The 23,285-nt window shown below is 48.8% G+C and carries 22 protein-coding genes; 12 read left to right on the top strand and 10 right to left on the bottom strand.

Annotated features, from left to right (window positions below; genetic code table 11):
• Positions 1 to 5 precede the first annotated feature (5 nt).
• Genes ABV409_RS11855 through ABV409_RS11845 form a run of 3 tightly spaced genes read left to right on the top strand, consistent with a single transcriptional unit; the run spans position 6 to position 4,989 of the window.
• Positions 6 to 1,187 carry an imelysin family protein gene (locus tag ABV409_RS11855; protein ID WP_353877803.1) on the top strand — a complete coding sequence of 394 codons (1,182 nt, stop codon included), beginning with the start codon at positions 6 to 8 and terminating at the stop codon, positions 1,185 to 1,187.
• Positions 1,188 to 2,540 carry an HTTM domain-containing protein gene (locus ABV409_RS11850; protein WP_353877802.1) on the top strand — a complete coding sequence of 451 codons (1,353 nt, stop codon included), beginning with the start codon at positions 1,188 to 1,190 and terminating at the stop codon, positions 2,538 to 2,540. It begins immediately after the preceding gene.
• A gap of 31 nt (positions 2,541 to 2,571) precedes the next feature.
• A complete protein-coding gene (locus tag ABV409_RS11845) occupies positions 2,572 to 4,989 on the top strand; it encodes a TonB-dependent receptor domain-containing protein (RefSeq protein ID WP_353877801.1) in 2,418 nt (805 codons plus the stop codon).
• A gap of 69 nt (positions 4,990 to 5,058) precedes the next feature.
• Here ABV409_RS11845 and ABV409_RS11840 read toward each other — a convergent pair whose 3' ends face one another.
• Positions 5,059 to 5,409, bottom strand: coding sequence for a DUF6686 family protein (locus ABV409_RS11840; protein ID WP_353877800.1), 351 nt, complete (start codon positions 5,407 to 5,409; stop codon positions 5,059 to 5,061).
• 139 nt (positions 5,410 to 5,548) lie between these two features.
• Here ABV409_RS11840 and guaB point away from each other — a divergent pair, with 139 nt between their 5' ends.
• The 3 genes from guaB (at position 5,549) to ABV409_RS11825 (ending at position 8,681) form a co-directional block, all read left to right on the top strand.
• The gene (gene guaB, locus ABV409_RS11835) at positions 5,549 to 7,021 is read left to right on the top strand and encodes an IMP dehydrogenase (RefSeq protein ID WP_353877799.1); all 1,473 of its coding nucleotides are present in this window, start codon (positions 5,549 to 5,551) and stop codon (positions 7,019 to 7,021) included.
• 61 nt (positions 7,022 to 7,082) lie between these two features.
• On the top strand, positions 7,083 to 8,210 hold the full coding sequence (locus tag ABV409_RS11830) for a DUF819 family protein (protein ID WP_353877798.1): 1,128 nt from the start codon (positions 7,083 to 7,085) through the stop codon (positions 8,208 to 8,210).
• 42 nt (positions 8,211 to 8,252) lie between these two features.
• Positions 8,253 to 8,681: a hypothetical protein gene (locus tag ABV409_RS11825; RefSeq protein WP_353877797.1), complete on the top strand. Its 429-nt coding sequence runs from the start codon at positions 8,253 to 8,255 to the stop codon at positions 8,679 to 8,681.
• Between the two features lie 6 nt (positions 8,682 to 8,687).
• On the opposite strand, the gene ABV409_RS11820 is transcribed toward ABV409_RS11825, so the two are convergent.
• From ABV409_RS11820 to lysA, 3 genes are all read right to left on the bottom strand, one after another.
• A complete protein-coding gene (locus ABV409_RS11820; RefSeq protein ID WP_353877796.1) occupies positions 8,688 to 9,197 on the bottom strand; it encodes a thioredoxin family protein in 510 nt (169 codons plus the stop codon).
• Between the two features lie 69 nt (positions 9,198 to 9,266).
• Positions 9,267 to 9,683 carry a DUF3995 domain-containing protein gene (locus tag ABV409_RS11815; protein ID WP_353877795.1) on the bottom strand — a complete coding sequence of 139 codons (417 nt, stop codon included), beginning with the start codon at positions 9,681 to 9,683 and terminating at the stop codon, positions 9,267 to 9,269.
• A gap of 1 nt (position 9,684) precedes the next feature.
• The gene (gene lysA / locus ABV409_RS11810) at positions 9,685 to 10,926 is read right to left on the bottom strand and encodes a diaminopimelate decarboxylase (protein WP_353877794.1); all 1,242 of its coding nucleotides are present in this window, start codon (positions 10,924 to 10,926) and stop codon (positions 9,685 to 9,687) included.
• 152 nt (positions 10,927 to 11,078) lie between these two features.
• On the opposite strand from lysA, the gene ABV409_RS11805 reads away from it, so the two are divergent.
• The 5 genes from ABV409_RS11805 (at position 11,079) to ABV409_RS11785 (ending at position 14,885) form a co-directional block, all read left to right on the top strand.
• Entirely contained in the window at positions 11,079 to 11,720 is a 642-nt protein-coding gene (locus tag ABV409_RS11805) for an LON peptidase substrate-binding domain-containing protein (protein ID WP_353877793.1), read from the top strand.
• A gap of 92 nt (positions 11,721 to 11,812) precedes the next feature.
• The gene (gene sucC / locus ABV409_RS11800) at positions 11,813 to 13,006 is read left to right on the top strand and encodes an ADP-forming succinate--CoA ligase subunit beta (RefSeq protein WP_353877792.1); all 1,194 of its coding nucleotides are present in this window, start codon (positions 11,813 to 11,815) and stop codon (positions 13,004 to 13,006) included.
• 191 nt (positions 13,007 to 13,197) lie between these two features.
• On the top strand, positions 13,198 to 13,536 hold the full coding sequence (locus ABV409_RS11795; protein WP_353877791.1) for a hypothetical protein: 339 nt from the start codon (positions 13,198 to 13,200) through the stop codon (positions 13,534 to 13,536).
• Between the two features lie 398 nt (positions 13,537 to 13,934).
• On the top strand, positions 13,935 to 14,261 hold the full coding sequence (locus ABV409_RS11790) for a hypothetical protein (protein ID WP_353877790.1): 327 nt from the start codon (positions 13,935 to 13,937) through the stop codon (positions 14,259 to 14,261).
• A gap of 198 nt (positions 14,262 to 14,459) precedes the next feature.
• Complete coding sequence (locus ABV409_RS11785; protein WP_353877789.1) at positions 14,460 to 14,885, top strand: Hsp20/alpha crystallin family protein; 426 nt, start codon at positions 14,460 to 14,462, stop codon at positions 14,883 to 14,885.
• Positions 14,886 to 14,984: 99 nt separating this feature from the next.
• Here ABV409_RS11785 and uvrB read toward each other — a convergent pair whose 3' ends face one another.
• Genes uvrB through ABV409_RS11765 form a run of 4 tightly spaced genes read right to left on the bottom strand, consistent with a single transcriptional unit; the run spans position 14,985 to position 20,523 of the window.
• The gene (uvrB, locus tag ABV409_RS11780) at positions 14,985 to 16,973 is read right to left on the bottom strand and encodes an excinuclease ABC subunit UvrB (RefSeq protein WP_353877788.1); all 1,989 of its coding nucleotides are present in this window, start codon (positions 16,971 to 16,973) and stop codon (positions 14,985 to 14,987) included.
• A gap of 45 nt (positions 16,974 to 17,018) precedes the next feature.
• Entirely contained in the window at positions 17,019 to 18,752 is a 1,734-nt protein-coding gene (locus ABV409_RS11775; RefSeq protein ID WP_353877787.1) for a T9SS type B sorting domain-containing protein, read from the bottom strand.
• A gap of 29 nt (positions 18,753 to 18,781) precedes the next feature.
• Positions 18,782 to 19,615, bottom strand: coding sequence for an ABC transporter permease (locus tag ABV409_RS11770; protein WP_353877786.1), 834 nt, complete (start codon positions 19,613 to 19,615; stop codon positions 18,782 to 18,784).
• A gap of 11 nt (positions 19,616 to 19,626) precedes the next feature.
• On the bottom strand, positions 19,627 to 20,523 hold the full coding sequence (locus ABV409_RS11765) for an ABC transporter ATP-binding protein (RefSeq protein ID WP_353877785.1): 897 nt from the start codon (positions 20,521 to 20,523) through the stop codon (positions 19,627 to 19,629).
• A gap of 73 nt (positions 20,524 to 20,596) precedes the next feature.
• Between ABV409_RS11765 and ABV409_RS11760 the strand changes: the two genes are divergently transcribed.
• On the top strand, positions 20,597 to 21,673 hold the full coding sequence (locus tag ABV409_RS11760; protein ID WP_353877784.1) for a hypothetical protein: 1,077 nt from the start codon (positions 20,597 to 20,599) through the stop codon (positions 21,671 to 21,673).
• Between the two features lies 1 nt (position 21,674).
• On the opposite strand, the gene ABV409_RS11755 is transcribed toward ABV409_RS11760, so the two are convergent.
• Both ABV409_RS11755 and ABV409_RS11750 read right to left on the bottom strand, forming a co-directional pair.
• Complete coding sequence (locus tag ABV409_RS11755; protein ID WP_353877783.1) at positions 21,675 to 22,733, bottom strand: nucleoid-associated protein; 1,059 nt, start codon at positions 22,731 to 22,733, stop codon at positions 21,675 to 21,677.
• Positions 22,734 to 22,778: 45 nt separating this feature from the next.
• On the bottom strand, positions 22,779 to 23,273 hold the full coding sequence (locus ABV409_RS11750; protein ID WP_353877782.1) for an IS1096 element passenger TnpR family protein: 495 nt from the start codon (positions 23,271 to 23,273) through the stop codon (positions 22,779 to 22,781).
• Between the last annotated feature and the right edge of the window lie 12 nt (positions 23,274 to 23,285).

Genomic DNA, 23,285 nt, shown 5'->3' with positions numbered 1-23,285 from the left:
GCTGCATGAAATTGAAATGGTACACCTTGGCACTGATCGTTCCCCTAGTGGTTTGGGCCTGTAGTTCCGACAATGGTTCGGAGGAACCCAATACCGATGATGATATCAGCATCAGCGATGATGATGGTATGGTCAGTGATGATGACGGCACTTCGGTCAGTTTCGATCGTGGGGCCCTATTGACCAATTGGGCCGACAACATCATCGTACCGGCTTACAATGCCTTTTTGATCGATCAGCAAGCTTTTCAGGCGGCTTTCACCAATTTTCAAGACGACCCCAGTACGGTGACCCTTTCTGCCCTTCGCGAGGCCTGGTTGACCGCCTATAAGGCTTGGCAACGGGTTTCCTTGTATGAAATCGGCCCGGCCGAAGACGATGGCCTACGTTTGAATATCAATACCTACCCCTCCGATATCACCTTGATCGAGGATCATATCGCTAGCGGTTCTTACGATCTTGCCTTGCCATCCAATCGCGACACCAAAGGGTTCCCGGCCCTCGATTACCTGATCAATGGCTTGGGCGATGACGATGCCCAGATCGTTGCGGTCTTTGCCGATGCCGGCACAGGGCAAGCGTATTTCGATTATGCCCAAGACTTGTTGGATGATATCGAACAACAGGTCACCACGGTACGTGATGCATGGACCAGTGGGTATCGCGACACCTTCGTCCAAAACGATGGGGCCTCGGCCACCGCTTCCGTAGATCGTTTTGTCAACGATTTCATCTTTTACTATGAAAAATTCCTCCGTGCCGGTAAAATGGGGATTCCATTGGGTGTCTTTAGTGGTACGACCGCTCCGAATACTATCGAAGCCCTGTACCGTCCTGGGGTGAGCAATGAGCTCTTTTTAGTCGGATTGCAGGCCGTTCAAGATTTCTTCAACGGCAAACACTTCGGAAGCGAACAGATGGGTGAGGGATTGGCGAGCTACCTACAGGATTTGAATACGGTCAAAGATGGGGTCGCACTCGATGCCTTGATCAACGATCAGTTCGATACCGCCCGTACCATGGTCGAGACCCTGAACAGTTTTTCAGACGAAATCGCGAACAACAATCCGCCCACCGATATGTTGTTGGCCTATGATGAGGTGCAACGTGCCGTTCCCTTGCTCAAAGTCGATATGGTTTCGGCCATGAGCATTGCGATCGATTTTGTAGATGCCGACGGCGATTAAATGGGCAATCGGTTCAAGACATATTTGGATCACGAAGTTGAGGCCGCCCCTTTGGCGGTCTTTCGCATTTTTTTCGGTCTGATGATGTTGCTTAGCATCCTTCGGTTTTGGGCCTATGGGTGGATCGAAAAACTATATCTCGAGCCCGGGTTCCATTTTTCATATTACGGTTTTGAATGGGTCAAGCCTTTGGGTGGTTTCACCTATATGATATTTGCCCTCTGTGCGCTCTCGGCCATTGGTATCGCCCTTGGGTTTCGATATCGTTGGTCGGTCTTCATTTTCTTTCTCAGCTTTACCTATATCGAGCTGATGGACAAGACCACTTACTTAAACCATTACTATTTCATCAGCATCCTGGCTTTTTTGTTGTTGTTTTTGCCGGCTGGCGGCTATTTTTCGGTGGATGCCATTCGCAATCCCAAAAAGGCCTTTCAGCGCGTGCCAAGATGGACGATCGATGCTTTGAAATTACTCTTGTGTATTGTGTATTTCTACGCGGGATTGGCCAAGCTGAACTCCGATTGGTTGCTCAACGCCATGCCTTTAAAGATTTGGTTGCCCTCGAAATTCGATATCCCGGTAATCGGTGGACTGCTGGGGAAGGAATGGGTCCATTATGCTTTTAGCTGGGGAGGTGCCCTTTACGATCTGGCCATCCCGTTTTTATTGTGGTTCAAGCCGACCCGCTGGCTCGCATTTGTTTTGGTCGTCGTATTTCACGTTTTGACCCGGGTGTTGTTTCCGATCGGGATGTTCCCTTATATCATGATCGTTTCTGCCCTGATCTTCTTCGATTCCGGATTCCATCATAAAATACTACGGGCCATCTCGACTGTTTTGGGAATATCTAAAAAACGTTTCGAGGGGGAGGCGTGCTGGCGATCCAAGACCGTGAATCGCGGCATCGTCATGGCGTTCTTTTTGATACAATTGCTTTTGCCGTGGCGGTATCTCGCCTATCCAGGAGAGCTGTTCTGGACCGAAGAAGGATATCGCTTTAGCTGGCGGGTCATGTTGATGGAAAAGTCGGGCTACGCCCAATTCAAAATCGTTGATAAAGCGAGTGGCCGGTGGTTCTATGTCGACAATTCCGATTTCCTGACGGCCTTCCAAGAAAAACAAATGGCTTTTCAACCTGATTTTATCTTGGAATACGCCCACTACCTACATCGGCATTTTACTGAATCGGGGCATGGTGACCTTGCTATTTTCGTTGAAAGTTATGTCAGCTTGAACGGGCGTCTGGGCACCACCTTCATTGACCCCGAAGTCGACCTGATGACCCAAAAAGAATCGTTTTACCCTAAAACCTGGATACGTCCTTTCGAAGATGAGATTACTGGCCTGTAAGCTGCTGTTTTTTTTCGCAACCCTATGTTGTATGGGGCAAAATCGAATCACCGGTTCGGTGAGCGATGCCCAAGGGACCCCGATCGCGGGGGCTGAAGTTTACCTGAAGGAACTCCAACTGTTGACCGTTTCCGATGCCAAGGGCGGGTTTGTATTCGAATCGGTAGCAGGAGGTAAATTTACCTTGGTGGTCTACGCCTATGAATTTCAGGTCTACGAGCAGGAACTCACCTTCGATCGCGCTTTGGAAGTAACGATCCAATTATTACCTATTGCCGAAACGGCACTTTCAGAAGTCGTACTGACCCAAGAACGGGAAAAAGTATTCGCCCTACAAAAGTTGAAAGCGGTCGAGGGCACTGCGATTTATGCGGGCAAGAAAAGTGAAGTGGTGTTGCTCGACAATATCACCGGGAATCTGGCCGCGAACAATCCCCGTCAAATCTATAACCAGGTCGTAGGCCTCAATATTTTCGACTACGGCGATGGTGGGTTGCAGCTCAATATCGGGGGTAGGGGCCTGGACCCCAACCGCACGGCCAATTTTACCACCCGTCAGAACGGCTATGACATCAGCGCCGATGCCTTAGGGTATCCGGAAAGCTATTATACACCACCGGCCGAAGCTTTGGATCAGATCCAGGTAGTGCGTGGGGCGGCTTCGTTACAGTACGGCCCCCAATTCGGAGGCTTGGTGAATTTTAAATTTAAAAAACCCCATCCCACGAAGAAAATCGAATGGATATCGCGACAAACGGTGGGTTCCTTTGATTTGAAGACCAGTTTTAATAGCCTGTCGGGTACCGTGGGCAAACTGGGGTATTACACCTACTTCAATTATAAGGAAGGCAACGGCTTCCGACCGAATTCCAATTTCAACAGTCGCAATTATTTTGCCCATATCGACTACCGATTGAGTGACAAGACCTCATTGGCCTTTGAAGCCACCTTGCTCAACTACTTGGCCCAACAGCCCGGCGGATTGACCGACGCCCAGTTTATCGAGGACCCCGAATTCAGCAATCGGGAGCGCAATTGGTTCAATGTGGATTGGAAGTTGTTCTCCCTTCGTTTGGATCATCGTTTTTCGGCCGCAACGGATTTCAGTTTGAATCTGTTTACCTTGGATGCCGCACGTAAGGCGTTAGGGTTCCGGACGAATCGCGTTTCACAGCCCGACGATCCCAACGAAGCCCGAGAATTGTTGGTCGACGAGTTTTCAAATTGGGGAGCCGAAGCCCGGCTCTTGACGCGCTACACGATTCAAGAACGCCCTGCAGTGTTGCTCCTCGGGAGCAAATACTATCAGACGGCCAATGAACAACGACAAGGTCCTGGATCAGCTGCCGCGAATCCTGATTTCAGTTTCGCGACGGACGATTTCCCCAATTATGAACGCCAATCCCAATTTGAATTCCCGAATCGTAACCTTGCCCTATTCGGGGAGAATATCTTTACGTTCTCCGATAAGTTGACCATCACCCCCGGATTCCGTTTCGAGTATATCAAAACGGAAAGTGCTGGGAGTTTTCAAAACATCGTTTTGGATCTGGCTGGCAACCCACTGCTGAACGAAGCGGTTGAAGACAACCGCACTTTTGAGCGGAATTTTTTGCTTTTAGGGCTTGGGGCATCCTATAAACCCTCACCTGCTTTGGAAGTCTATGCCAATTTCTCGCAGAACTACCGTTCGGTGACCTTCAGTGATATCCGTGTGGTGAATCCTTCTTTCCAGATCGATCCGAATATTTCCGATGAAGATGGGTTTACCGCCGATTTGGGGATTCGCGGTCGGTACCGACAATTGTTCAGCTATGATGTGAGTGCGTTCGGTTTGTTGTACGATAACCGTTTGGGCGAGATCTTGGCCAATGAGACCCAGATCAATGCGGCCGGGGAGGAAGTGGAGACGGGTAGGGTGATACGCTTCCGTGGGAACATCGGTACCGCCTTTATCTACGGATTGGAAACCTTTGCCGATTTCAATATCAAAGAAGCCCTATTACCCGGTTTGGACGACTTCAAGCTGAACTTATTTTTGAATTCAGCGTTCACCCGATCCGAGTATACCGAATCGGCAAGGAACAATGTGGAAGGGAATCAGGTGGAGTTCATCCCTGATCTCAACTTGAAAGCCGGTTTGGGCTTTGGCTATGGCAACTTTTTGGGGAGCCTGCAATACACCTATTTGTCGGAGCAGTTCACGGATGCTACCAATGCGCCCCAAGACGTCAACGACAACCAGCGTGGTATCGAAGGAGCCATACCGGCCTATGATATCCTAGACCTATCGTTGTCCTATACCTATAAGAAATTCAAATTGGAAGCAGGGGTCAATAACCTATTGGACAATTCGTATTTCACCCGAAGGGCGACCGGTTATCCAGGCCCCGGAATCATTCCCGCCGAACCCCGCACCTTTTACACCACCTTACAGTTCAAATTATAAGGGAAAGAAAGCGGCCGAATCCTAAAGGCCGCTTTCCAAATCCAATAATTCCTGAAAACACTTTGGGAATTAGTTTGCCGTAAATCGGTAGGCAATGTCTTTGCTATGCAATAGCGGCATGGTGTTGACCTCCAAATGTAGGAGATTTTTCAATTCCTGTACTTCCTCACGGGTCATCAGGATCAAAAAATGTTTGTTGCCGACCCCGATGGGGATTTTTCGCCGGTGCATGGAACGGGCCATTTCCGACTCCCATTTGACCACATCGATCGCGTCGATATAATTCCGGAAAACGTCCAGTTCCCATTCGTAGAATTCAAAGCAGAGGTTGTTATAGACCAATTGGAACAGCTTTGAATGATCACAATAGGTGAAGATGCCGTTCGCGTTTTGATTGAGTACCCGTTGTCCGTTGCACATAGTGTTCTGTTTTGAGGGAATAAAATTATTTAAAATCAGTCTAAATAAAAATTATTTGGCTTAAATTTTCGATAAAAACGAGCCCCTTCCGCATTGCATGAAAATGTGGTATATTTGCACGCAATTAATCCGTAATTGCATGGAATCCCACCGAAACAAGATTGTTGGCGAAGGCCTTACTTACGACGATGTATTGTTGGTACCCGCCTATTCACAGGTTTTGCCGCGTGAAGTCTCCATTAAGACCAAGTTCACGCGAAATATCGAAATCAACGTGCCCATCGTTTCCGCCGCCATGGATACGGTGACCGAATCCCAAATGGCCATTGCCATGGCCCGTGAAGGGGGTATCGGGGTCTTGCACAAGAACATGACCATCGAACAGCAGGCGAATAAGGTACGCAAGGTAAAAAGGGCCGAAAGCGGCATGATCTTGGATCCGGTGACCCTGCCTTTGAGTGCGATCGTACGCGATGCCAAGGCCAGCATGAAGGAACACAGCATTGGGGGAATCCCGATTGTGGAAGACGACGGCAAATTGGTCGGGATCGTGACCAACCGAGATTTGAGGTTCGAAAAGAACAACGAACGGCCCATCACCGAGGTGATGACCACCAAAGACCTGGTTACTGCCGGAGAAGGCACGACCTTATCGGAAGCCGAGGTCATCCTCCAAGAAAACAAAATCGAAAAATTGCCGGTAGTCGACGCCAACTATACCTTAGTCGGCCTGATTACCTTCCGTGATATCACCAAGCTCACCCAAAAACCGATCGCCAATAAAGACCAATACGGGCGCTTGCGCGTAGCGGCGGCCATCGGGGTGACCCCAGACGGGGTCGAGCGTGCGGGGGCCTTGGTACATGCCGGGGTCGATGCCATCGTCATCGATACCGCCCACGGACATTCGCAAGGGGTGGTCAAAATGTTGAAGGCCGTTAAGAAAGAATATCCAGAGCTCGACGTGATCGTCGGCAATATTGCCACGGCCGATGCCGCCAAGTATTTGGTGGAAGCCGGGGCCGACGCCGTCAAGGTTGGGATCGGTCCAGGGTCGATCTGTACCACACGGGTCGTAGCCGGGGTCGGTTTCCCACAGTTTTCCGCCGTGTTGGAAGTGGCCAACGCCATCAAAGGCAGCGGGGTACCCGTCATCGCCGATGGTGGGGTACGCTATACGGGTGACATTCCGAAAGCCATTGCGGCCGGTGCCGATACGGTCATGTTAGGTTCCCTACTGGCCGGTACCAAGGAATCCCCTGGGGAAACCATTATTTACGAAGGCAGGAAGTTCAAAAGTTATCGTGGTATGGGCTCGGTCGAGGCCATGAAGGAAGGAAGTAAGGACCGCTATTTCCAAGATGTGGAAGACGACATCAAGAAGTTGGTGCCCGAAGGAATCGTAGGTCGGGTGCCGTACAAAGGCGACTTGTACGAAAGCATGCACCAGTTCATCGGAGGCCTACGCGCAGGGATGGGCTATTGCGGCGCCAAGGATGTGAAGACCTTACAAGAGACCGGACAGTTCGTCAAGGTCACCTTCAGCGGTATCAAAGAGAGCCATCCGCATGATGTGACCATCACCAAAGAAAGCCCGAACTACAGCCGTTAATTCCCGTTCCCATTCCTAAATCGGAATTGGCTATCTTCGAACCTCACTGAAACCAGCGCCTGTGTTCGAAAACCCGATTTATGTCTTAGCCGTACTCTGCCTCATGGTGGTCCTTTCGCTACGTGCCGCCAAAACGAAATGGGGCGGCAAATTGGGGTCGGCCTTATTGGTCATCGTCTTTACGGCGGTTTTGGCCAACTTAGGTTTGGTGCCAACCGCCTCGAACAGTATTCCGCTCTATTCGGGCATATTCGAATACCTTGCCCCGATATCCATCTTTTACCTCTTATTGGGGGCGAACCTTGGCGCCATCAAAAAGGCAGGCATACCTATGATCTCCTTGTTTTTGATCGGGTCGTTATCCTTGGGTATCGGTATTCTCATCGCCTGGTTCGTCGTCGCTCCGGAGACCGTCTTGGGCGAACAGGCCAAGATCATCGCGGGCATGCTGACGGGATCCTATACCGGGGGTAGTGTCAATTTCAATGCGGTCGCCCTGGCCTTTGATTTTCAGGAGCAGGGCACCCTCTATGCGGGTACCATTGCCGTGGACAATGTGATCACCACCATATGGTTGATCGTCACCTTGGCCATTCCCGTCTTGATGCGTCCTTTATGGACAGACCGTACCATTGGCATACAGAGCGATAGTGCTCCCGAGGGCACCGAAAGCCCGCTCGATATCCTATCCCTCGGCTGGTTGTTGGTCATCGGTCTTACTGCCTTATGGGCCTCTGAATTGCTGAGTGAATTCGTACCCAAAATCCCCTCCATCCTGACCATTTCGACCTTGGGCATCGTCTTGGCCCAATTCCGATTCGTGCAGCGACTGGGCGGAAGCCATATCCTAGGGCTCTTTCTAGTCTATATCTTTTTAGCGGTTATTGGGGCGTATTGTGAGATCAGTGCCGTGATTTCCTTGAAAGACGTCGGATTGACGCTACTCCTGTTCGCCACAGTGGCGGTGTTGATCCACGGACTGTTGACCATTCTATTGGGTGGCTTGGCTTTTCGCGATTGGGATATGGTCGCCATTGCCAGTCAGGCGAATATCGGCGGAGGCACATCGGCTATCGCCCTGGCCGAGACCTTTAAGCGAAACGAGCTGATCCTACCCGCAATCTTGGTGGGAACCTTAGGGAATGCCCTGGGCACCTACCTCGGGTTTTTAATGGTCGCCCTCTTGTAAGCAACCCTTGGGTAAATCCGTATCTAAAAAGAAAGCCTACCGATGAAACGAATCCTATATTTTGCTGCTTGTTGTGGCCTATTCTGGGCCTGTTCCGAAGACGATCGTGTGATTGAAGATGCCTCCGGTTTGGTGGGCAGTTGGGTCTTGTTCGAACAATTGGCCGATCCCGGTGATGGCAGTGGGGTATTCCGCCCCGTAGTCAGTTCAAAACGGGTGACCTTCGCCGAGGACGGTACTTATGAGGCCAATGGTTCCCTTTGTAATATGGATACCCAAGTTGGGGGTACGGTCAGTGGTAGCTATCAAATCGCGAACGACACCCTTACCCAATTTTCAATCGATAATTTTCTAACACCGACGGATTGTTTCAGCGATGAATTGAAGGTCTTCATCACGGTGGAGGATGACAATCTCATCCTTTCTTACCTCTGTATCGAACCTTGTCAACAGAAGTACCGAAAATTGTAAAGGAAATTACTTGCCGACGCCCGAATAGGTCTTCCAGTCCTGATCTTTGTAGATATCCTCACCGAAGTAGCGGGCGATCTGTAAAAACGGCTCCACTTTTTGGTAACCTGGGACCGGGGAAAGCATTTTAAGATTTTCGTCCAAGAACACTACGGTCGGGTAGCTCATACGGCCTTGGAGTAGGGCAGCGGCCAATTCGTGGTACCCACGCCTTCCTGAAGGAACATATTTAAAGGTGCGGCCGTCATAATCGATGGCTTCCTTGCCTTCAGCGTCGAACTTGACCATATAGAAGTTCTCCTTCATATAAGCGGCCACTTCCGGATTTTGAAAGGTGTCCTTATCCATTTTCTTGCACCAGCCACACCAATCCGTATACACATCGACGAACACCTTTTTGGTGTTGCCCTCATTCTGGGTCAAGGCTACGGCATCCTCCCAAGAGATCCACTCCACCTTTTGGGCGCTTAAAGAAACCGTTATCATCAGGAAACATACAAGTAGGAACTGCTTCATCATTCACATTTTTTGGGTCATTGGTCTTCCGACACTATCAAAACTAACGAAAATTATGCCAAAAAAGTATCAGCTAAAGGCTTGTACGACCAAGATCAGTCCCCCGAGCAATAAACAAAGGGGCGAATAGTAGCGGGTGTCCAATCGTGCGAATTTCGATTGGCGGTGTTTTTTGGTGAAACCGACATAGCGAAAATCACCAAAAGCACGCAAGAGGAACACCAGCCCGATAAAGGTGGGCAGTTGGTGGAACCAACTGGCGGTAATCAGCACCAAGGCCTTATTGATAATAGCAAAAGTGAAGCACAATAAAACAAGACCAACGGCTACAGAAGCCAAGCGACCGGGTGAAAGTACCTTGCCTGTTTTCGGATCGGTGGGTACCACGGCGGATATATCCATAATACCGAACATCCCCCAATAAAAGTGTAGTCCGGCGAGAAAGGCCAGTACCATGCTAACGAAGATGGTCAGTACGTCGATCATATCATTGGGCCACCGCCTTGGGTTTGGCCGGTTCGAAAAGGGCCGCGTTGTCGACCTGATTGTTCAAGATATCATCAAAGGTCTCGCGCTTGCGGATGAGATGCCCTTTATTACCGTACCACAGTACCTCGGCCGGGCGGTATCTTGAATTGTAATTGCTGGCCATCGTAAAACAATAGGCCCCAGCGTTTTTGAAGGCCAGGATATCGCCTTCCGAAATTTCATTGATCCTGCGGTTGTTGCCGAAAGTGTCGGTCTCACAGATGTACCCTACTACCGAATAATAGCGCTCGCGGCCATCAGGATTCGAAATGTTGCTGATCTGGTGTTGCGCCCCATAGAGCATCGGCCGGATGAGGTGGTTAAAGCCCGAATCGACACTGGCGAAAACCGTCGAGGTAGTTTGTTTGACCACATTGACCTTGGCCAAAAAGTAACCAGCTTCACTGACAAGGAATTTTCCGGGCTCGAAAGCCAGGGTCAACTCCCGCCCGTACTCGGAACAGAATTCGTTGAAGCGCTTGCTGAGCTTCTTGCCGAGTTCTTCGATATTGGTTTGGATATCGCCTTCCTTATAGGGCACTTTAAAACCACTTCCGAAATCGATGAACTCCAGGTCTTTGAAGTTCTTGGCCGTTTCGAAGAGGATCTCGGAGGCATAGAGGAAGACGTCGATGTCAAGGATGTCACTGCCCGTGTGCATATGGATGCCGTTGACGTTCATTTGGGTCAACTCTACGATACGCAGCAAATGCGGAATTTGATGGATGCTAATACCGAACTTCGAATCGATATGGCCGACCGAAATGTTCGAATTTCCCCCTGCCATTACATGCGGATTGATCCGGATACAGACCGGGGTTTTCGGATGTCGGCTGCCGAACTGCTCCAATACGGAAAGGTTGTCGATATTGATCTGAACCCCCAAGGCGGCGGCTTCTTCGATTTCTTCCAAGGAAACCCCGTTGGGGGTGTAAATGATGGATTCCGGTTTGAAACCGGCCATAAGACCCAATTTAACCTCTTGTATGGAAACGGTATCAAGTCCGCTGCCCAGGCTGTTCATCAGTCGTAAAATACTGATGTTCGATAGGGCTTTGGCGGCATAGTTCAATCGTAAAGTGCCTACCCCGTCGAAAGCCTTGGTCAAGCGCGTGTATTGGGCAGCTATTTTTTCAGCGTCGTAAACATAGACCGGGGCGCCGTATTCGTCGGCTATAGCTAGTAGATCGGAAGCTAACATAATTCCATTTTTAAACAAATCTAGCACACACCGGGGTCAGTGGCAAATAATACGAGTTGGATATAAAAAAATACAACATTTTGTTATAAAAATAACAACTAGGGATTTTGGGAGTTCGGGGACCAGTGTGTATTTTTAGGCAAATTCCCGCTATGAAACTCCCCTTATTTCCATTGCAATCCGTCTTTTACCCCGGTGAGACCGTCCCCTTGCATATTTTCGAGGAACGCTACCGGCAACTGATCCAAGACTGCCGAGACGAGGCCATTACCTTTGGCATCCCGGTATATATCAATAAAAAAATCGAGTTTGGGGTCGAGGTGCAATTGGTCGAAGTGGTCAATACCTATGAAGGGGGCGAAATGGATGTGGTCTGCGTGGCCCGTCAGGTGTTTCGGGTGCTGAGTTTCGAAAACACCTTGGAGGGCAAACTCTATGCCGGGGGTATCGTAGAATTCCTGGAATCGGACAACGATGCCGATCCCCGACTGAGGGAACAAGTTTTGGGGAAGATCAAAACCCTGTACGAGCTGATGTCCGTTGAATTGCCCGAAATACCCACGGAAAAATTCAACAGCTATGCCTTTGCGCATAAAATGGGCCTCTCCTTCGACCAAGAATACCAATTGTTGCAATTGACCAACGAAACCGCCCGACTGATGTTCATCCGCGATCATTTGGAATCGACCATCACGGTTTTGGAGCAGATCAATACGACCAAGGCCGTCATTGAAATGAACGGCCATTTCAAGAATTTCGATCCGCTGGATTTTGAGGATTTCAAAGTCGACTGAGGTCTTTAAGCGCCTTGTGCCGAATATTCCATTTTTATTATTGAATCTAGGTTCGGTTTCCTATTTTTGTGGCCTAAGAAATACGCACAGATATGAACCTTCATGAATACCAGGGCAAGGAGATTTTAGCAAGTTTCGGTGTCCGGATACAACGGGGAATCGTGGCCCACAATGCCAAGGAAGCGGTAGATGCCGCCAAGCAATTGACCCAAGAAACAGGAACCGGATGGCACGTCATCAAAGCACAGGTGCACGCCGGTGGTCGTGGTAAAGGGGGCGGGGTCAAGCTTGCCAAGAACCTCAAAGAGGTCGAGGAGTTGGCCGGTAGCATCATCGGGATGAACCTGATCACGCCGCAGACTTCCGCTGAAGGGAAAAAAGTACACCAGGTCTTGATCGCCGAGGATGTCTATTATCCAGGTGATAGCGAGACCAATGAATTTTATATGTCGGTATTGCTCAATCGCGCCACCGGTAGAAACATGATCATGTATTCGACCGAAGGGGGTATGGATATCGAAGAGGTGGCCGAAAAGACCCCGCATTTGATCTTTACCGAAGAAATCGATCCCGCAACCGGCTTGCTACCGTTCCAGGCACGTAAAGTGGCTTTCAATTTGGGCCTTTCGGGTGCCGCGTTCAAAGAAATGGTGAAGTTCGTTTCTTCCCTATACAAAGCGTACGAGCAAAGTGACGCCAGTCTTTTCGAGATCAACCCGGTCTTGAAGACTTCGGATGACAAGATCATGGCCGTTGATGCCAAGGTCTCGATCGATGACAACGCCTTGTACCGAAGAAAGACCTATGCCGAAATGCGCGATCTACGGGAAGAAAATCCGATTGAGGTGGAAGCCCGTGCCGTGGGGTTGAATTATGTGGATTTGGATGGAAATGTAGGTTGTATGGTCAACGGGGCCGGATTGGCCATGGCGACTATGGACTTGATCAAGATGGCCGGTGGTGAGCCTGCCAACTTCTTGGATGTCGGGGGTACCGCCGATGCCAAGCGTGTTGAGGAAGCCTTCCGGATCATCCTTAAAGATCCCAACGTCAAAGCGATATTGATCAACATCTTCGGCGGAATCGTACGTTGCGATCGTGTGGCCCAAGGGGTCGTCGATGCCTATAAGAATATGGGCGATTCGATCAAAGTGCCGATCATCGTGCGTTTGCAAGGAACCAATGCCGAATTGGCCAAGGAAATCATCGACTCTTCAGGATTGGCGGTACACTCCGCAGTCCAATTCCAAGAAGCGGCCGATAAGGTCAAAGAGGTCCTTGCCTAAAAAGGATCCTCACAATACAAAGAAAGCGGCCTTAGAAGGGCCGCTTTTTTTTTGCGGTTTCTGAAATTCTGTTAAGACTGGGGGATAAACTCCCAAAAATTGGTTAAACCGGTATCCCAACCGTAACAAAATACCTGGCCCGCATGTCTTGTTGATATATTCATCAATTCATCAATTTAATCAAAACAGTTATGAGAAAAGTACGATTGGTTTTAGGGGCTGTGGCCCTATTGTTTACGGCGACGACTTTCGCCGCTACCAGTGAAGCGACCGCCAACCCAAAAGGCGACATTTCAAAACAGATCCAAGCCATCTTGGCCGACAATGCCCTCGACGTGGAAAAAGACGATGCCACGGCCCGCGTCTTGTTCAAGGTCAATGCAGAAGGCAAGATCGAGGTGGTTAAGGTGTTATCGAACCGAAAGGACCTGACCTGGTTCTTGAACCGCAAACTCGACAACAAGAAGATCGAAGTGGCCGATGAGGCCATCGGAGAGACCTTTGTCGTCAACGTAAGGGTGACGTCATAGGTTTATGGGGTTGATCGGAAAAGCAACGTTTTTATAACGTTGCTTTTTTTTTGGATACCCAAACCATTTTTGATGCTCAAGCAATACAGGCCATCACCACAGGAAGTTCCTCTTAGATCGCTAAGGTTTTCAAGGCCTGCCCATGACAGGTTCAAACGGGGACATTGGCCTAAAATGGAAGGCTTTTGTAACCCTAAGGTTAGGCATATTAAAAAGGGATTAAATCGAAGTCCAAGTCTTTTTTCCCGCTTGATCGGGACGTAATTTTGAAGCGGCAATTGAAAATACCGGATTGATTAAAATACTGTTAAAATTATAATTTCCTGTAACATTCTGAATTTTCGGGCGTCTTTATAGCATATTCATCAAATTTATCAATCTCAAAAAACGAAATCATCATGAGAAAAATCAGTGTAATCTGTGCTGTCGCACTAATGGCCTTCGGAACGGCAACCGCCAACGTTCAACCAGAGGAAACCACGAAAAAATTATCTACCCAAATCCACAAGATGTTGGAGACCAATTCCTTCGACATCGTTGACGATTTGACTGCCAACGTCCGCTTTACCATTAACAAGGAAGGCGAGATCGTTGTGCTATCCGTTGATACGGACGACCAAGACCTCGAAGGGTTCGTAAAAGGTCGTTTGAACTACCAAAAAGTCGATATCACCGCTTTTAAGGAGGGTAAAATGTACACGGTTCCCGTGAGAATTGCTGCATAAGACATTGTAGTTATTTGAATTAGCCGAAAAATCCTGAAGTCATTCAGGATTTTTTTGTGCCCGATCGGCACTATTTGCCTGTATAAAACTGCCATTGTGACGTGTTTTTGAATATCAAATACGCCATAATGGCATTTTTTGGTCTTGGTACGGCTTTTGTCTTTAAGCAAGTGAAGCTAAAATTTAAAAACAACAGTCATGAGTTTAGTTAAAAGAAACAATGTTATCGTACCTAGTATATTCAACGAATTCTTACGCCCTGATTGGTTCGGTGGTTTGGATTCTTATGCCAATAGCGTACCTGCAGTGAACGTAAAGCATAGCGATACCGGATTCACTTTGGAATTGGCCTTGCCCGGTTTCAAAAAAGAGGATGTGAACATCGAGGTCGATAAGAACGTATTGACGGTTTCTTCGGAAATCGAGACCAAGGAAGAAAACACGGAAGGTGGATACGCCCGAAGGGAGTTCCGCACCGCAGCATTCAAAAGGGCCTTTACTTTGCCAAAGAGCGTAGATGAAGCCCAAATCAAAGCCAATTTCGAAGATGGGATCCTTCGGTTGGAGTTGCCCAAAAAAGAAGCGGCTTTGCCTAAACCGAAACGTTTGATCGAAATCGGATAAGGAAAAATACTGGTGATTGGATTCAGCGAATCCAAATCACAGTGGTTGGTTTGTTTAGTTGGTTAGTTGGAAAAGTCCTGTCGTTCGGCAGGGCTTTTCTTATTCTTGCTCTTGCAGCATTTTGATTTCGTCGCGCAATTTGGCCGCTTCCATAAAATTCAACTCCTTGGCTGCCTTTTCCATGGCCTTTCGTTTTTGCACGATCAGTTTCGCGCGTTGTGCGGGGGTAAGGTATTCCAGATCCGGTTCGGCTGCCCTGATTTCCTCCTTTTGGAAATGGTAGGTTGAGACCGAATTCTTGGCCAAGGCGTTGTCAAGGCTCTTGTTCAAGGCCTTGGGTTCGATGTTGTGTTCTTTGTTGTAGGCCATTTGTTTGCCCCTTCGGTAGTTGGTCTCATCAATGGTCTTCTGCATGCTTTCGGTAATGGTATCGGCATACATCAAGGCCTTTCCGTTAAGGTGACGCGCCGCGCGGCCCACCGTCTGAGTCAAAGAACGGTTGCTGCGTAAAAATCCCTCCTTGTCCGCATCGAGAATGGCGACCAAGGAGACTTCGGGTAAATCCAATCCTTCACGCAGCAGGTTGACCCCCACCAAAACGTCGAAGAGGCCCTTGCGCAGGTCTTGCATGATCTCGACACGCTCCAGCGTATCCACATCACTATGGATGTAGCGACAGCGCACATCGATACGGGTCAAATATTTGGTCAATTCCTCGGCCATACGTTTGGTCAAGGTGGTCACTAGGGTACGTTCGTCCAATTCGACCCGCTTTTGGATCTCCTCGATCAAATCATCGATTTGGTTCAAACTCGGACGCACCTCGATGATGGGATCCAATAAACCGGTAGGTCGAATGACCTGTTCGACATAGATGCCCTCACTGAGCTGCAATTCATAGTCCGCCGGGGTGGCACTCACATAAAGGACCTGGTTCTGCAGGGCTTCGAACTCTTCGAACTTCAAAGGGCGGTTGTCCAAAGCGGCGGGGAGTCGGAAACCGTAGTCCACCAGATTCTCCTTTCGAGAGCGGTCCCCACCGTACATGGCATGTACTTGGGGTATGGTGACATGGCTTTCGTCAATGACCATCAAATAGTCGTTCGGAAAGTAATCCAGCAAACAGAACGGACGGGTGCCGGGTTGCCGACCATCCAAATAGCGCGAATAGTTTTCAATGCCCGAACAGTACCCCAGTTCCCTGATCATTTCCAAATCGAAATTCGTACGCTCCTCCAAGCGTTTCGCTTCCAGCGGTTTGGCGATATCCTTGAAATAGTCCACCTGGGCGACCAAATCGTCTTGGATCAGCTTGATGGCATTTTGTAGCACGTCGGGCGAGGTCACGAACATATTGGCCGGGTAAATGTTAAGGTTGTCGTAGATTTCGATGACCTTGTTGTTGAAGGGGTCCAAGGCTTCGATTTCCTCGATCTCATCCCCAAAAAAATGGATCCGGAACGCATGGTCGGCATAACCGGGAAACACATCCACTACATCCCCCTTGACCCTGAAATTGCCATTTCGGAAATCGGCCGTGGTCCGTGAATACAGGCTTTGTACCAGCTGATGTAAAAACTTGGTGCGTGAAATGACCTGATCTCGATGGATCGAAATCACGTTCTTCTGGAACTCCACCGGGTTTCCGATGCCATAAAGGCAAGAAACCGAGGCTACGACCAGCACGTCACGGCGTCCTGACAATAGCGATGAGGTCGCGCTCAATCGTAGTTTTTCGATGTCCTCGTTGATGGAGAGGTCTTTCTCGATATAGGTACCACTAGTCGGAATATAGGCTTCCGGTTGGTAGTAGTCATAATAGCTGACGAAATATTCAATCGCGTTTTCCGGAAAGAATTGTTTGAACTCCGAATACAATTGGGCCGCCAAGGTCTTGTTATGTGCCAAAACCAAGGTAGGTCGTTGTACTTCGGCGATGACGTTGGCAACGGTGAAGGTCTTCCCCGAACCCGTGACTCCCAAAAGGGTCTGATGGGGTTCCCGCTGCTCGATACCTTCCGCCAATTTTTGAATGGCCTGGGGTTGATCACCGGTTGGCTTGAATTCCGAAACGACTTTGAATTTCATGCTTTAAAAATACGAAAGCATGGGCGTTTTATGTGATAAAACCGGTCAACGTTTTAGGGCGAAATGCCCTTGGATCTCACGATTCCTTTCATCAATGGCCTTGAACCAATAATCGCCTGATGGCATATCACTGCCCCCGTAGGTGCCATCCCATCCGAGGGAGTTTTGGCTGATCTCTTTCAGGAGTTTGCCATAGCGGTCGAAAATACGGATGCTCTGCAAGACGATCGCCTCCGTATTCGGGGGCTGTATGAATTGCCAAAAGTCGTTGATGCTGTCCCCATTGGGGGTAAAGAACTTCGGAAAGCCTTCCACACTCAGATCTTGCACGAAGCCTTCTTCCACGATGCCACATCCGTTTTTGTCGCGCACATAGAAGGTGTGTGAACCTGGAGTCACGTTTTCGAACACATTGCTGTCTTGATAAGGGCCGTCACGGTTGTCGATGGCATATTCGTAATCGCCGTTACCGGTGGCTTCCACGGTTATGCGCAAGCCCATGGCATCGCCTACAGCCAAGAGATTGGTGATCGTGGCGATTTCGGACGAGACCACTTCAAAGGTTTTGGTGGTAGGGCACTCAATGATATCACCGAATTGATCGACCAAGGTATAGGCTTCATAGCGATAGGTGCCGTTTTCGGTCAGCGCCACTTCACTCGTTTCCGAAAGCAAGGTCTCATTACCGAATTGATCGACCTCGAACCATCGAAACCCATCGGCCACGTCGGTGGTGGTCACGATGAAGGGTGCCTCGTTCTCACAAAAGGACAAGGTGTCGGGAAAATCGATTTCCGGATTCAGGGTTACGAACTCCCCGGTATCCACGTCCAAAAACGGTCCGCAACCCAGTAATGTCGAAAAACTCTGTTCGTTACAACTCAGGGCGTCACCGGCATCGTTGAAAGGAACGATGGTGATAAAGAAGGTGAGGTTGGGTTGAAAGTCCAGAACGAAGGTCGAGGTGGTGGTAAAGCTTGCGTTATCGAGTACATCATTGCCTCCGGGTGTGGTACCTATGGTAACCCGATACCCTGTGGCCCCGGGAACCGGGAGCCATTCGATCAATGGGGTCAGCGGTACGTTGGAGGCTCCGTTCAGCGGACTGACCAAGGTGGTACAGCCTGGCAAGGCCGCGATTTCTCCGGTCATGAAACTGATTTCCTGACAGGGCATTGCGGCCCCATTTTCATTTCGCGGTATGATGGTGGCGTAAATCTGTTGGTTCGGGGGTAAATCGCCCGGAGGATTGAAATTCAAGGTGTTGCCTACATTGGTAGGGGGTAGGATATCCGTACCACCAGGGGTAGTACCCAAGGATAGGATATATTCCGTAGCCGTCGGGGCGTAAGACCATGAAAAATTAGTGAACACGCTGACATCGGTGCTACCGTCGATCGGGTTGTTGAAAGTGGTACAGCCCGGAGCCGTGGTCACATCTTCCGTTCGGAAGGACTGGCTGGGGCATATGATATCCTCACTACCTTGGAATAGGAAATCGAGGATGATGGTCACAAAAATCTCCGTGTTTTCCGGAAGGCCCAAAGGGGGATTGAAAATCGTGGCGTTACCGACGGATCGTTCCAAAATCTCAGCGCCTCCGTCCGTTGTTCCGATACGGATACGGTACCCGGGTATACCATCGACCGCCTCCCAAATAATAGGGGTGTCGACAGGGACGTTGGTCGCCCCCGCCAAAGGGGTGATCAAGTCAGGACATTCCTGCGCTATTCCCGCTAACGAATAGGCCAGGCAAAGAAGTTGGAGCAATTTTTTCATCATACAGCATCAGCGAACACTGTAAGATACTATAAATCACGCTTTTTTAATAATGCGTAGGACAAATAGATGAAAATGGCCGTCCAACCGAGCACAATAAGGATTTCGTACCAGTGTACATGGTAATCCAGCTCGATTTTTTCCCCGATTTGGTTGGCCACGTTTTGCACTGCTGAAAGCCGTGTAAAGGGCTCTTTGATGAGGTTGAACATCGAATTCAACGGAAAGAAACCCATGACGGCATCCGTACCCTCCGAGTCAAAGACCTTCCAACGCAACATACCCCGAACAAAGCCCTCGAAAATCTGCCAAAGGATCAAAAAGCCCAAGGCGAAGGCGGAGCGCTTCACGAAAATGCCCAAGAAAAGGCAGAAGGAAAAGAAGCCCACCAATTTAACGAAGAAGCCGACCAAAAACTCCAAATCCGAAAAAATGATCGAGAATTCGTTGTAATCGGAATAGATCAAGCCTAAGATCATACTGACGACGAAAACGAAGATGGTCGAGATCCCTGCAAAGGAAATCACAGTGAGAAACTTCGAAAGGATGAATTCCTTTTTCGATAAACCATCGATCAGGTTCTGCTTGATGGTCTTATTGCTGTATTCATTGGCCATCATCGAAACGATTACTATGGCCAGGAACAGTTTGAAGAAGGCGGTAATGAAGGTGTTGAAATGCCAGATGTAAGGGAAATTGAAAATACCCTGTTCGGCCAAATGGAATTTTACCGGTCCGATGTCGAACTTGATTGCCGCGATCAGCGCGATCGAGGTCAACAAGACGAAATAGGAGATGATCAGCACCTTGCTGGCCCTATTGTTCCAAAGTTTGATGAATTCTATATGGAGTAAGCGTATCATGCGTTTCTTGATTAGTTGTTGTTGGTTAAGGCCAGGAATTGTTCTTCGAGACTTTCTTTTCGTTTTACCAAATGCGATAAGACGATGCCTTTGTCGAAGAGCATTTTGTTCAATTCCTCCGCATTCATTTCCTCCTTCAAATAAGCCGTCAAAGTGCCGTTTTCAGTTTCGATCTTGCCGAAACTGGCATTTTTTTCAAGTAAGCTCCGCAGCTCTTCCATGGCAGTGGTCTTGAGTTCAAAGAAGCCATGGCTTGCCAACATACCGTCGACCGGCCCCGAATAGAGTTTGACCCCTTTGCGTAGGATGACCACGTGCGAACAGACTTTTTCGACTTCGTCGAGCAGGTGTGAGGCCAATAGGATGGTCGTACCTTGACCGGCGATTTTCTTGATGATCTCACGGATCTGGTGGATCCCTGCGGGATCCAGGCCGTTGGTCGGTTCGTCCAAAATCAAGATTTCGGGATCGTTCAGCAGGGCCGAAGCGATGGCGAGGCGTTGCTTCATTCCTAACGAATAGGTCTTGAATTTGCTGTCCTTGCGTTCCCAAAGCCCGACGAGCTCCAGTTTCTCTTGGATCTTGTCATCGGAAACCTCCTTGATCTTGCAGACCAATTTCAGGTTTTGTACGGCGGTCATGTACGGATAAAAGTTCGGCCGCTCGATGATGGCGCCTACCTTTTTCAAGGCCTCATGGGTCGAGGTCGTTCCGTCGAACCATGAAAAGTCGCCCGAAGTACGGTTGACGACGTTCAAAATAATGCCCAGGGTGGTTGATTTACCACTACCGTTCGGTCCGAGGATGCCATAGACGTTTCCTTTTTCTATGGTGAAGGAAAGGTCGCTTACGGCGGTCAGATAGCCAAACTTCTTGGTGAGGTGGTTCACCGTTAGTATCGTGTCCAATGGTGGTTGTTTTTTTAGGTGTTTGTAGTAACTTGACGAAGAATCGTGTTTTTTGTTACATAAATGAGCTAGAATGTCGGAAGAAAAATTAATGTCGAAAAAAAAGCCGGCCTATCCGGTGATCCCCGAGTTGGATGCCTATCTCGCGAAATACAACCGCAAAATCGAGATACCGATATTTTATGAAGACCTGTTGCGTTTCGCCGGTTCTATCGCCGTTGAGGATGATGAAGGTAATGACACCCTTTGGGTGCGCGTCTATTATTCGGAATTCGACCGGGAGGAAATCGATAAGAGCTTGAAAAAAGTGTATTCGATCTTGCATTCGGATGGGGGCAACCGCATCTTGGAATTCTTGAATATCGATGCGGTCGATTACTGCACCTTCGGCAATTCGAAGCCGTTTCGCATCAAAGTGCGGAACATCCTAAACGACAATTACACTTATTTCTATGTCAAGAAGACCGACGCTTCACGGGTCTACGGACTTGAACTGGAGCACATGCTTTCGCCTTATAACCTGAACTTTTTGGTACATCAAGACACCTTGATCGAAGAGCATATCGCGGGTATACCTGGGGATGTTTTCATCAAGGATTTCCTGCCGACCCTTTCGATGCGCGAAAAGGCACAGTTGGCCAAGGAATTCGTAAAATTCAATGAACGCTGTATGATCCGCTTACTTGGCGATATGCGCTCGTACAATTATGTGATCGTACCCGTTCATGATTTCGATCATGTGGTGTATAAGATCCGGGCTATCGATTTCGATCAGCAATGTTTTGAAGGGAAGCTGAAGGTCTACCGCCCCCAATTTTTCAAGGAAAACTTCAAGATGGTCGAATTGGTGCGCCATCGGTTGCAGAAGAGTTCGGTCGACCAATACAAGATCGAAGAGCGTTCGATCGTGGCCAAACGGATCTTGAGCTCGGGGGATCGCATCCGCCAATTGGAAAAAATCGTGGAGCAAGACAGCATTTCGCTACCCGATAATATCGAACGGCTCAAAGGGGAGATCTATGACCTGACCTTGGATGCCAACTTCAAGAAAAGCAAGAAAATGGGCCAAGTGTTGGCTTTGGCTTTGGATTTCGTCAAACGGAACTACCAAGACATGAGCATGCAGGATATCATCGCCGGAAGCCGCTAGTCTAGCTTTTCTGCTCTTTATTGAAATACACCAGGTAATAGTACATCTGTCGCTCCTCATCCCATCCTTTTTCAACGAACTTACCCGCTGAATCCGGATTGATGAAGTCCATTTTGATTTGGATGTTGGTGTCGAGACTGATGACGTTTTTCATCTTTTTTCGAGCGACTGAAACCGCCTTGTTCGCGATATCGAAGTTCGAAACGTCCTCGATGCTGTACTTAGGGCCTTTTTCAACCTTATAGTGCTTGAACTCGGGGATCAGTTCCGGGTTTTCGATCACCTCGTTCAAGAAGTTGGTCTCTTCAAAGGCATCGTTCTTCGCGAAATGGTTTACGGCCCGGTTCATGAACAATACTTCTTGTTGTTTGTCTTCTGCGGGCAGCACCACATCCTTGGCGAAGCCTTGGCAAAACTTCAAGTAGTTCTTGGTGTAGAAGTTCTCATCGGTCAAGGCTTGTAATCCAAGAAAATCCTCAAGCCAGTATTTGGCATCGTAACGGTTGCTGTCGACCGAGAGTACTTTATACCCCCCTTCTTTGTGGGTGTTGAACACCAAGCAGCCTTTATCGAGTTTATTGATATTGACCCCTTGTCGGATATCGATCTCAAGATGCCCCGGGGCTTGCTTGAATTCAAGGAAATCGTGCTTCAGCTCGCTTTTGAAAATGCCCAAGGCCTCTACTTTTTCATTGTCGAGCAAAATACCCGATATCGCAGCCACGTATATCTCCCCGTTTTTAATATGCGGATGGTTCGATTGATCGTGCAAGTGCTTGGCGATTTGGGTGGAAAGCGCATGGAAATCTTCGGATCCGGTGAATGCCGCATCGGTCAATTTGTAGATTTCATTGAACTCCACTTCGACCTCATGGTTGAAGTGATAGTAATTTTCCTCTTTTTCGCGAAAGGGTTTGAAAAAGTATTCTTTGAGAATAGCGGAAAGTTCATCGTTCATGCGCACCTTTTCCTGTGAGAGGAAAATCGGTTCGTTACGGTGTCTGTTGCCCACCCGGTGTAGGGACAGGTTTTCGATTTGGGCGTTGTAAAGATTGAGCATAGTTCGTTTCGCTGGGTTGGATTAGCGCTTATATCGTTGGTTGGATCAATTCCAATTTTCATCAAAATCCAGGTCGTCGTAGCTTTCGAGGCTATCGTCGATATCAAGCCCTGGTTCGGATTCGAAGGTTTTTTCCGGCGGTTCATCGGGGAGTTCCCCGAATGTGAAGAGCAGGTTGGGGTAGGAGCGGCCGTCTTCTTTTTCGACGATATCGGCCAACTCTACGAAAAAGGTCCACATCTTAAAGAAATCATAGACATAGATCATTTTCGGATGTTGTTCGGTCAATACCTGATCCAAGGTCGTTTCGGCCATCAATCGGATGTCAGACCCGTTTTCACTCATATCGAATAGTGCGATTTCCTCGTCTTGGTTCCATTCGTCATCACAGGTATAAAACGATGCCATTTCGCTACCCATAAAGCCAAAGGCTTGGGTAATGGCATTGTGAAAATCCTCTAAGGTATTGGTTTCCTCAATCTCGATATCCCTAAAAATATCCTCTTCCGCATCAAGAATAATCCTGATCTTATAAATCATCCGTCAAAAATT

Source organism: Flagellimonas algarum (assembly GCF_040513375.1).
GTDB lineage: Bacteria > Bacteroidota > Bacteroidia > Flavobacteriales > Flavobacteriaceae > Flagellimonas_B > Flagellimonas_B algarum.
This window is presented reverse-complemented; position numbering and strand designations above follow the sequence as displayed.

Coding starts and splice junctions, on each gene's coding strand:
- ABV409_RS11855 (WP_353877803.1), top strand. CDS start 6: ATGAAATTGAAATGGTACACCTTGGCACTGATCGTTCCCCTAGTGGTT.
- ABV409_RS11850 (WP_353877802.1), top strand. CDS start 1,188: ATGGGCAATCGGTTCAAGACATATTTGGATCACGAAGTTGAGGCCGCC.
- ABV409_RS11845 (WP_353877801.1), top strand. CDS start 2,572: ATGGGGCAAAATCGAATCACCGGTTCGGTGAGCGATGCCCAAGGGACC.
- ABV409_RS11840 (WP_353877800.1), bottom strand. CDS start 5,409: ATGTGCAACGGACAACGGGTACTCAATCAAAACGCGAACGGCATCTTC.
- guaB (WP_353877799.1), top strand. CDS start 5,549: ATGGAATCCCACCGAAACAAGATTGTTGGCGAAGGCCTTACTTACGAC.
- ABV409_RS11825 (WP_353877797.1), top strand. CDS start 8,253: ATGAAACGAATCCTATATTTTGCTGCTTGTTGTGGCCTATTCTGGGCC.
- ABV409_RS11820 (WP_353877796.1), bottom strand. CDS start 9,197: ATGAAGCAGTTCCTACTTGTATGTTTCCTGATGATAACGGTTTCTTTA.
- ABV409_RS11815 (WP_353877795.1), bottom strand. CDS start 9,683: ATGATCGACGTACTGACCATCTTCGTTAGCATGGTACTGGCCTTTCTC.
- lysA (WP_353877794.1), bottom strand. CDS start 10,926: ATGTTAGCTTCCGATCTACTAGCTATAGCCGACGAATACGGCGCCCCG.
- ABV409_RS11805 (WP_353877793.1), top strand. CDS start 11,079: ATGAAACTCCCCTTATTTCCATTGCAATCCGTCTTTTACCCCGGTGAG.
- sucC (WP_353877792.1), top strand. CDS start 11,813: ATGAACCTTCATGAATACCAGGGCAAGGAGATTTTAGCAAGTTTCGGT.
- ABV409_RS11795 (WP_353877791.1), top strand. CDS start 13,198: ATGAGAAAAGTACGATTGGTTTTAGGGGCTGTGGCCCTATTGTTTACG.
- ABV409_RS11790 (WP_353877790.1), top strand. CDS start 13,935: ATGAGAAAAATCAGTGTAATCTGTGCTGTCGCACTAATGGCCTTCGGA.
- ABV409_RS11785 (WP_353877789.1), top strand. CDS start 14,460: ATGAGTTTAGTTAAAAGAAACAATGTTATCGTACCTAGTATATTCAAC.
- uvrB (WP_353877788.1), bottom strand. CDS start 16,973: ATGAAATTCAAAGTCGTTTCGGAATTCAAGCCAACCGGTGATCAACCC.
- ABV409_RS11775 (WP_353877787.1), bottom strand. CDS start 18,752: ATGAAAAAATTGCTCCAACTTCTTTGCCTGGCCTATTCGTTAGCGGGA.
- ABV409_RS11770 (WP_353877786.1), bottom strand. CDS start 19,615: ATGATACGCTTACTCCATATAGAATTCATCAAACTTTGGAACAATAGG.
- ABV409_RS11760 (WP_353877784.1), top strand. CDS start 20,597: ATGTCGGAAGAAAAATTAATGTCGAAAAAAAAGCCGGCCTATCCGGTG.
- ABV409_RS11755 (WP_353877783.1), bottom strand. CDS start 22,733: ATGCTCAATCTTTACAACGCCCAAATCGAAAACCTGTCCCTACACCGG.
- ABV409_RS11750 (WP_353877782.1), bottom strand. CDS start 23,273: ATGATTTATAAGATCAGGATTATTCTTGATGCGGAAGAGGATATTTTT.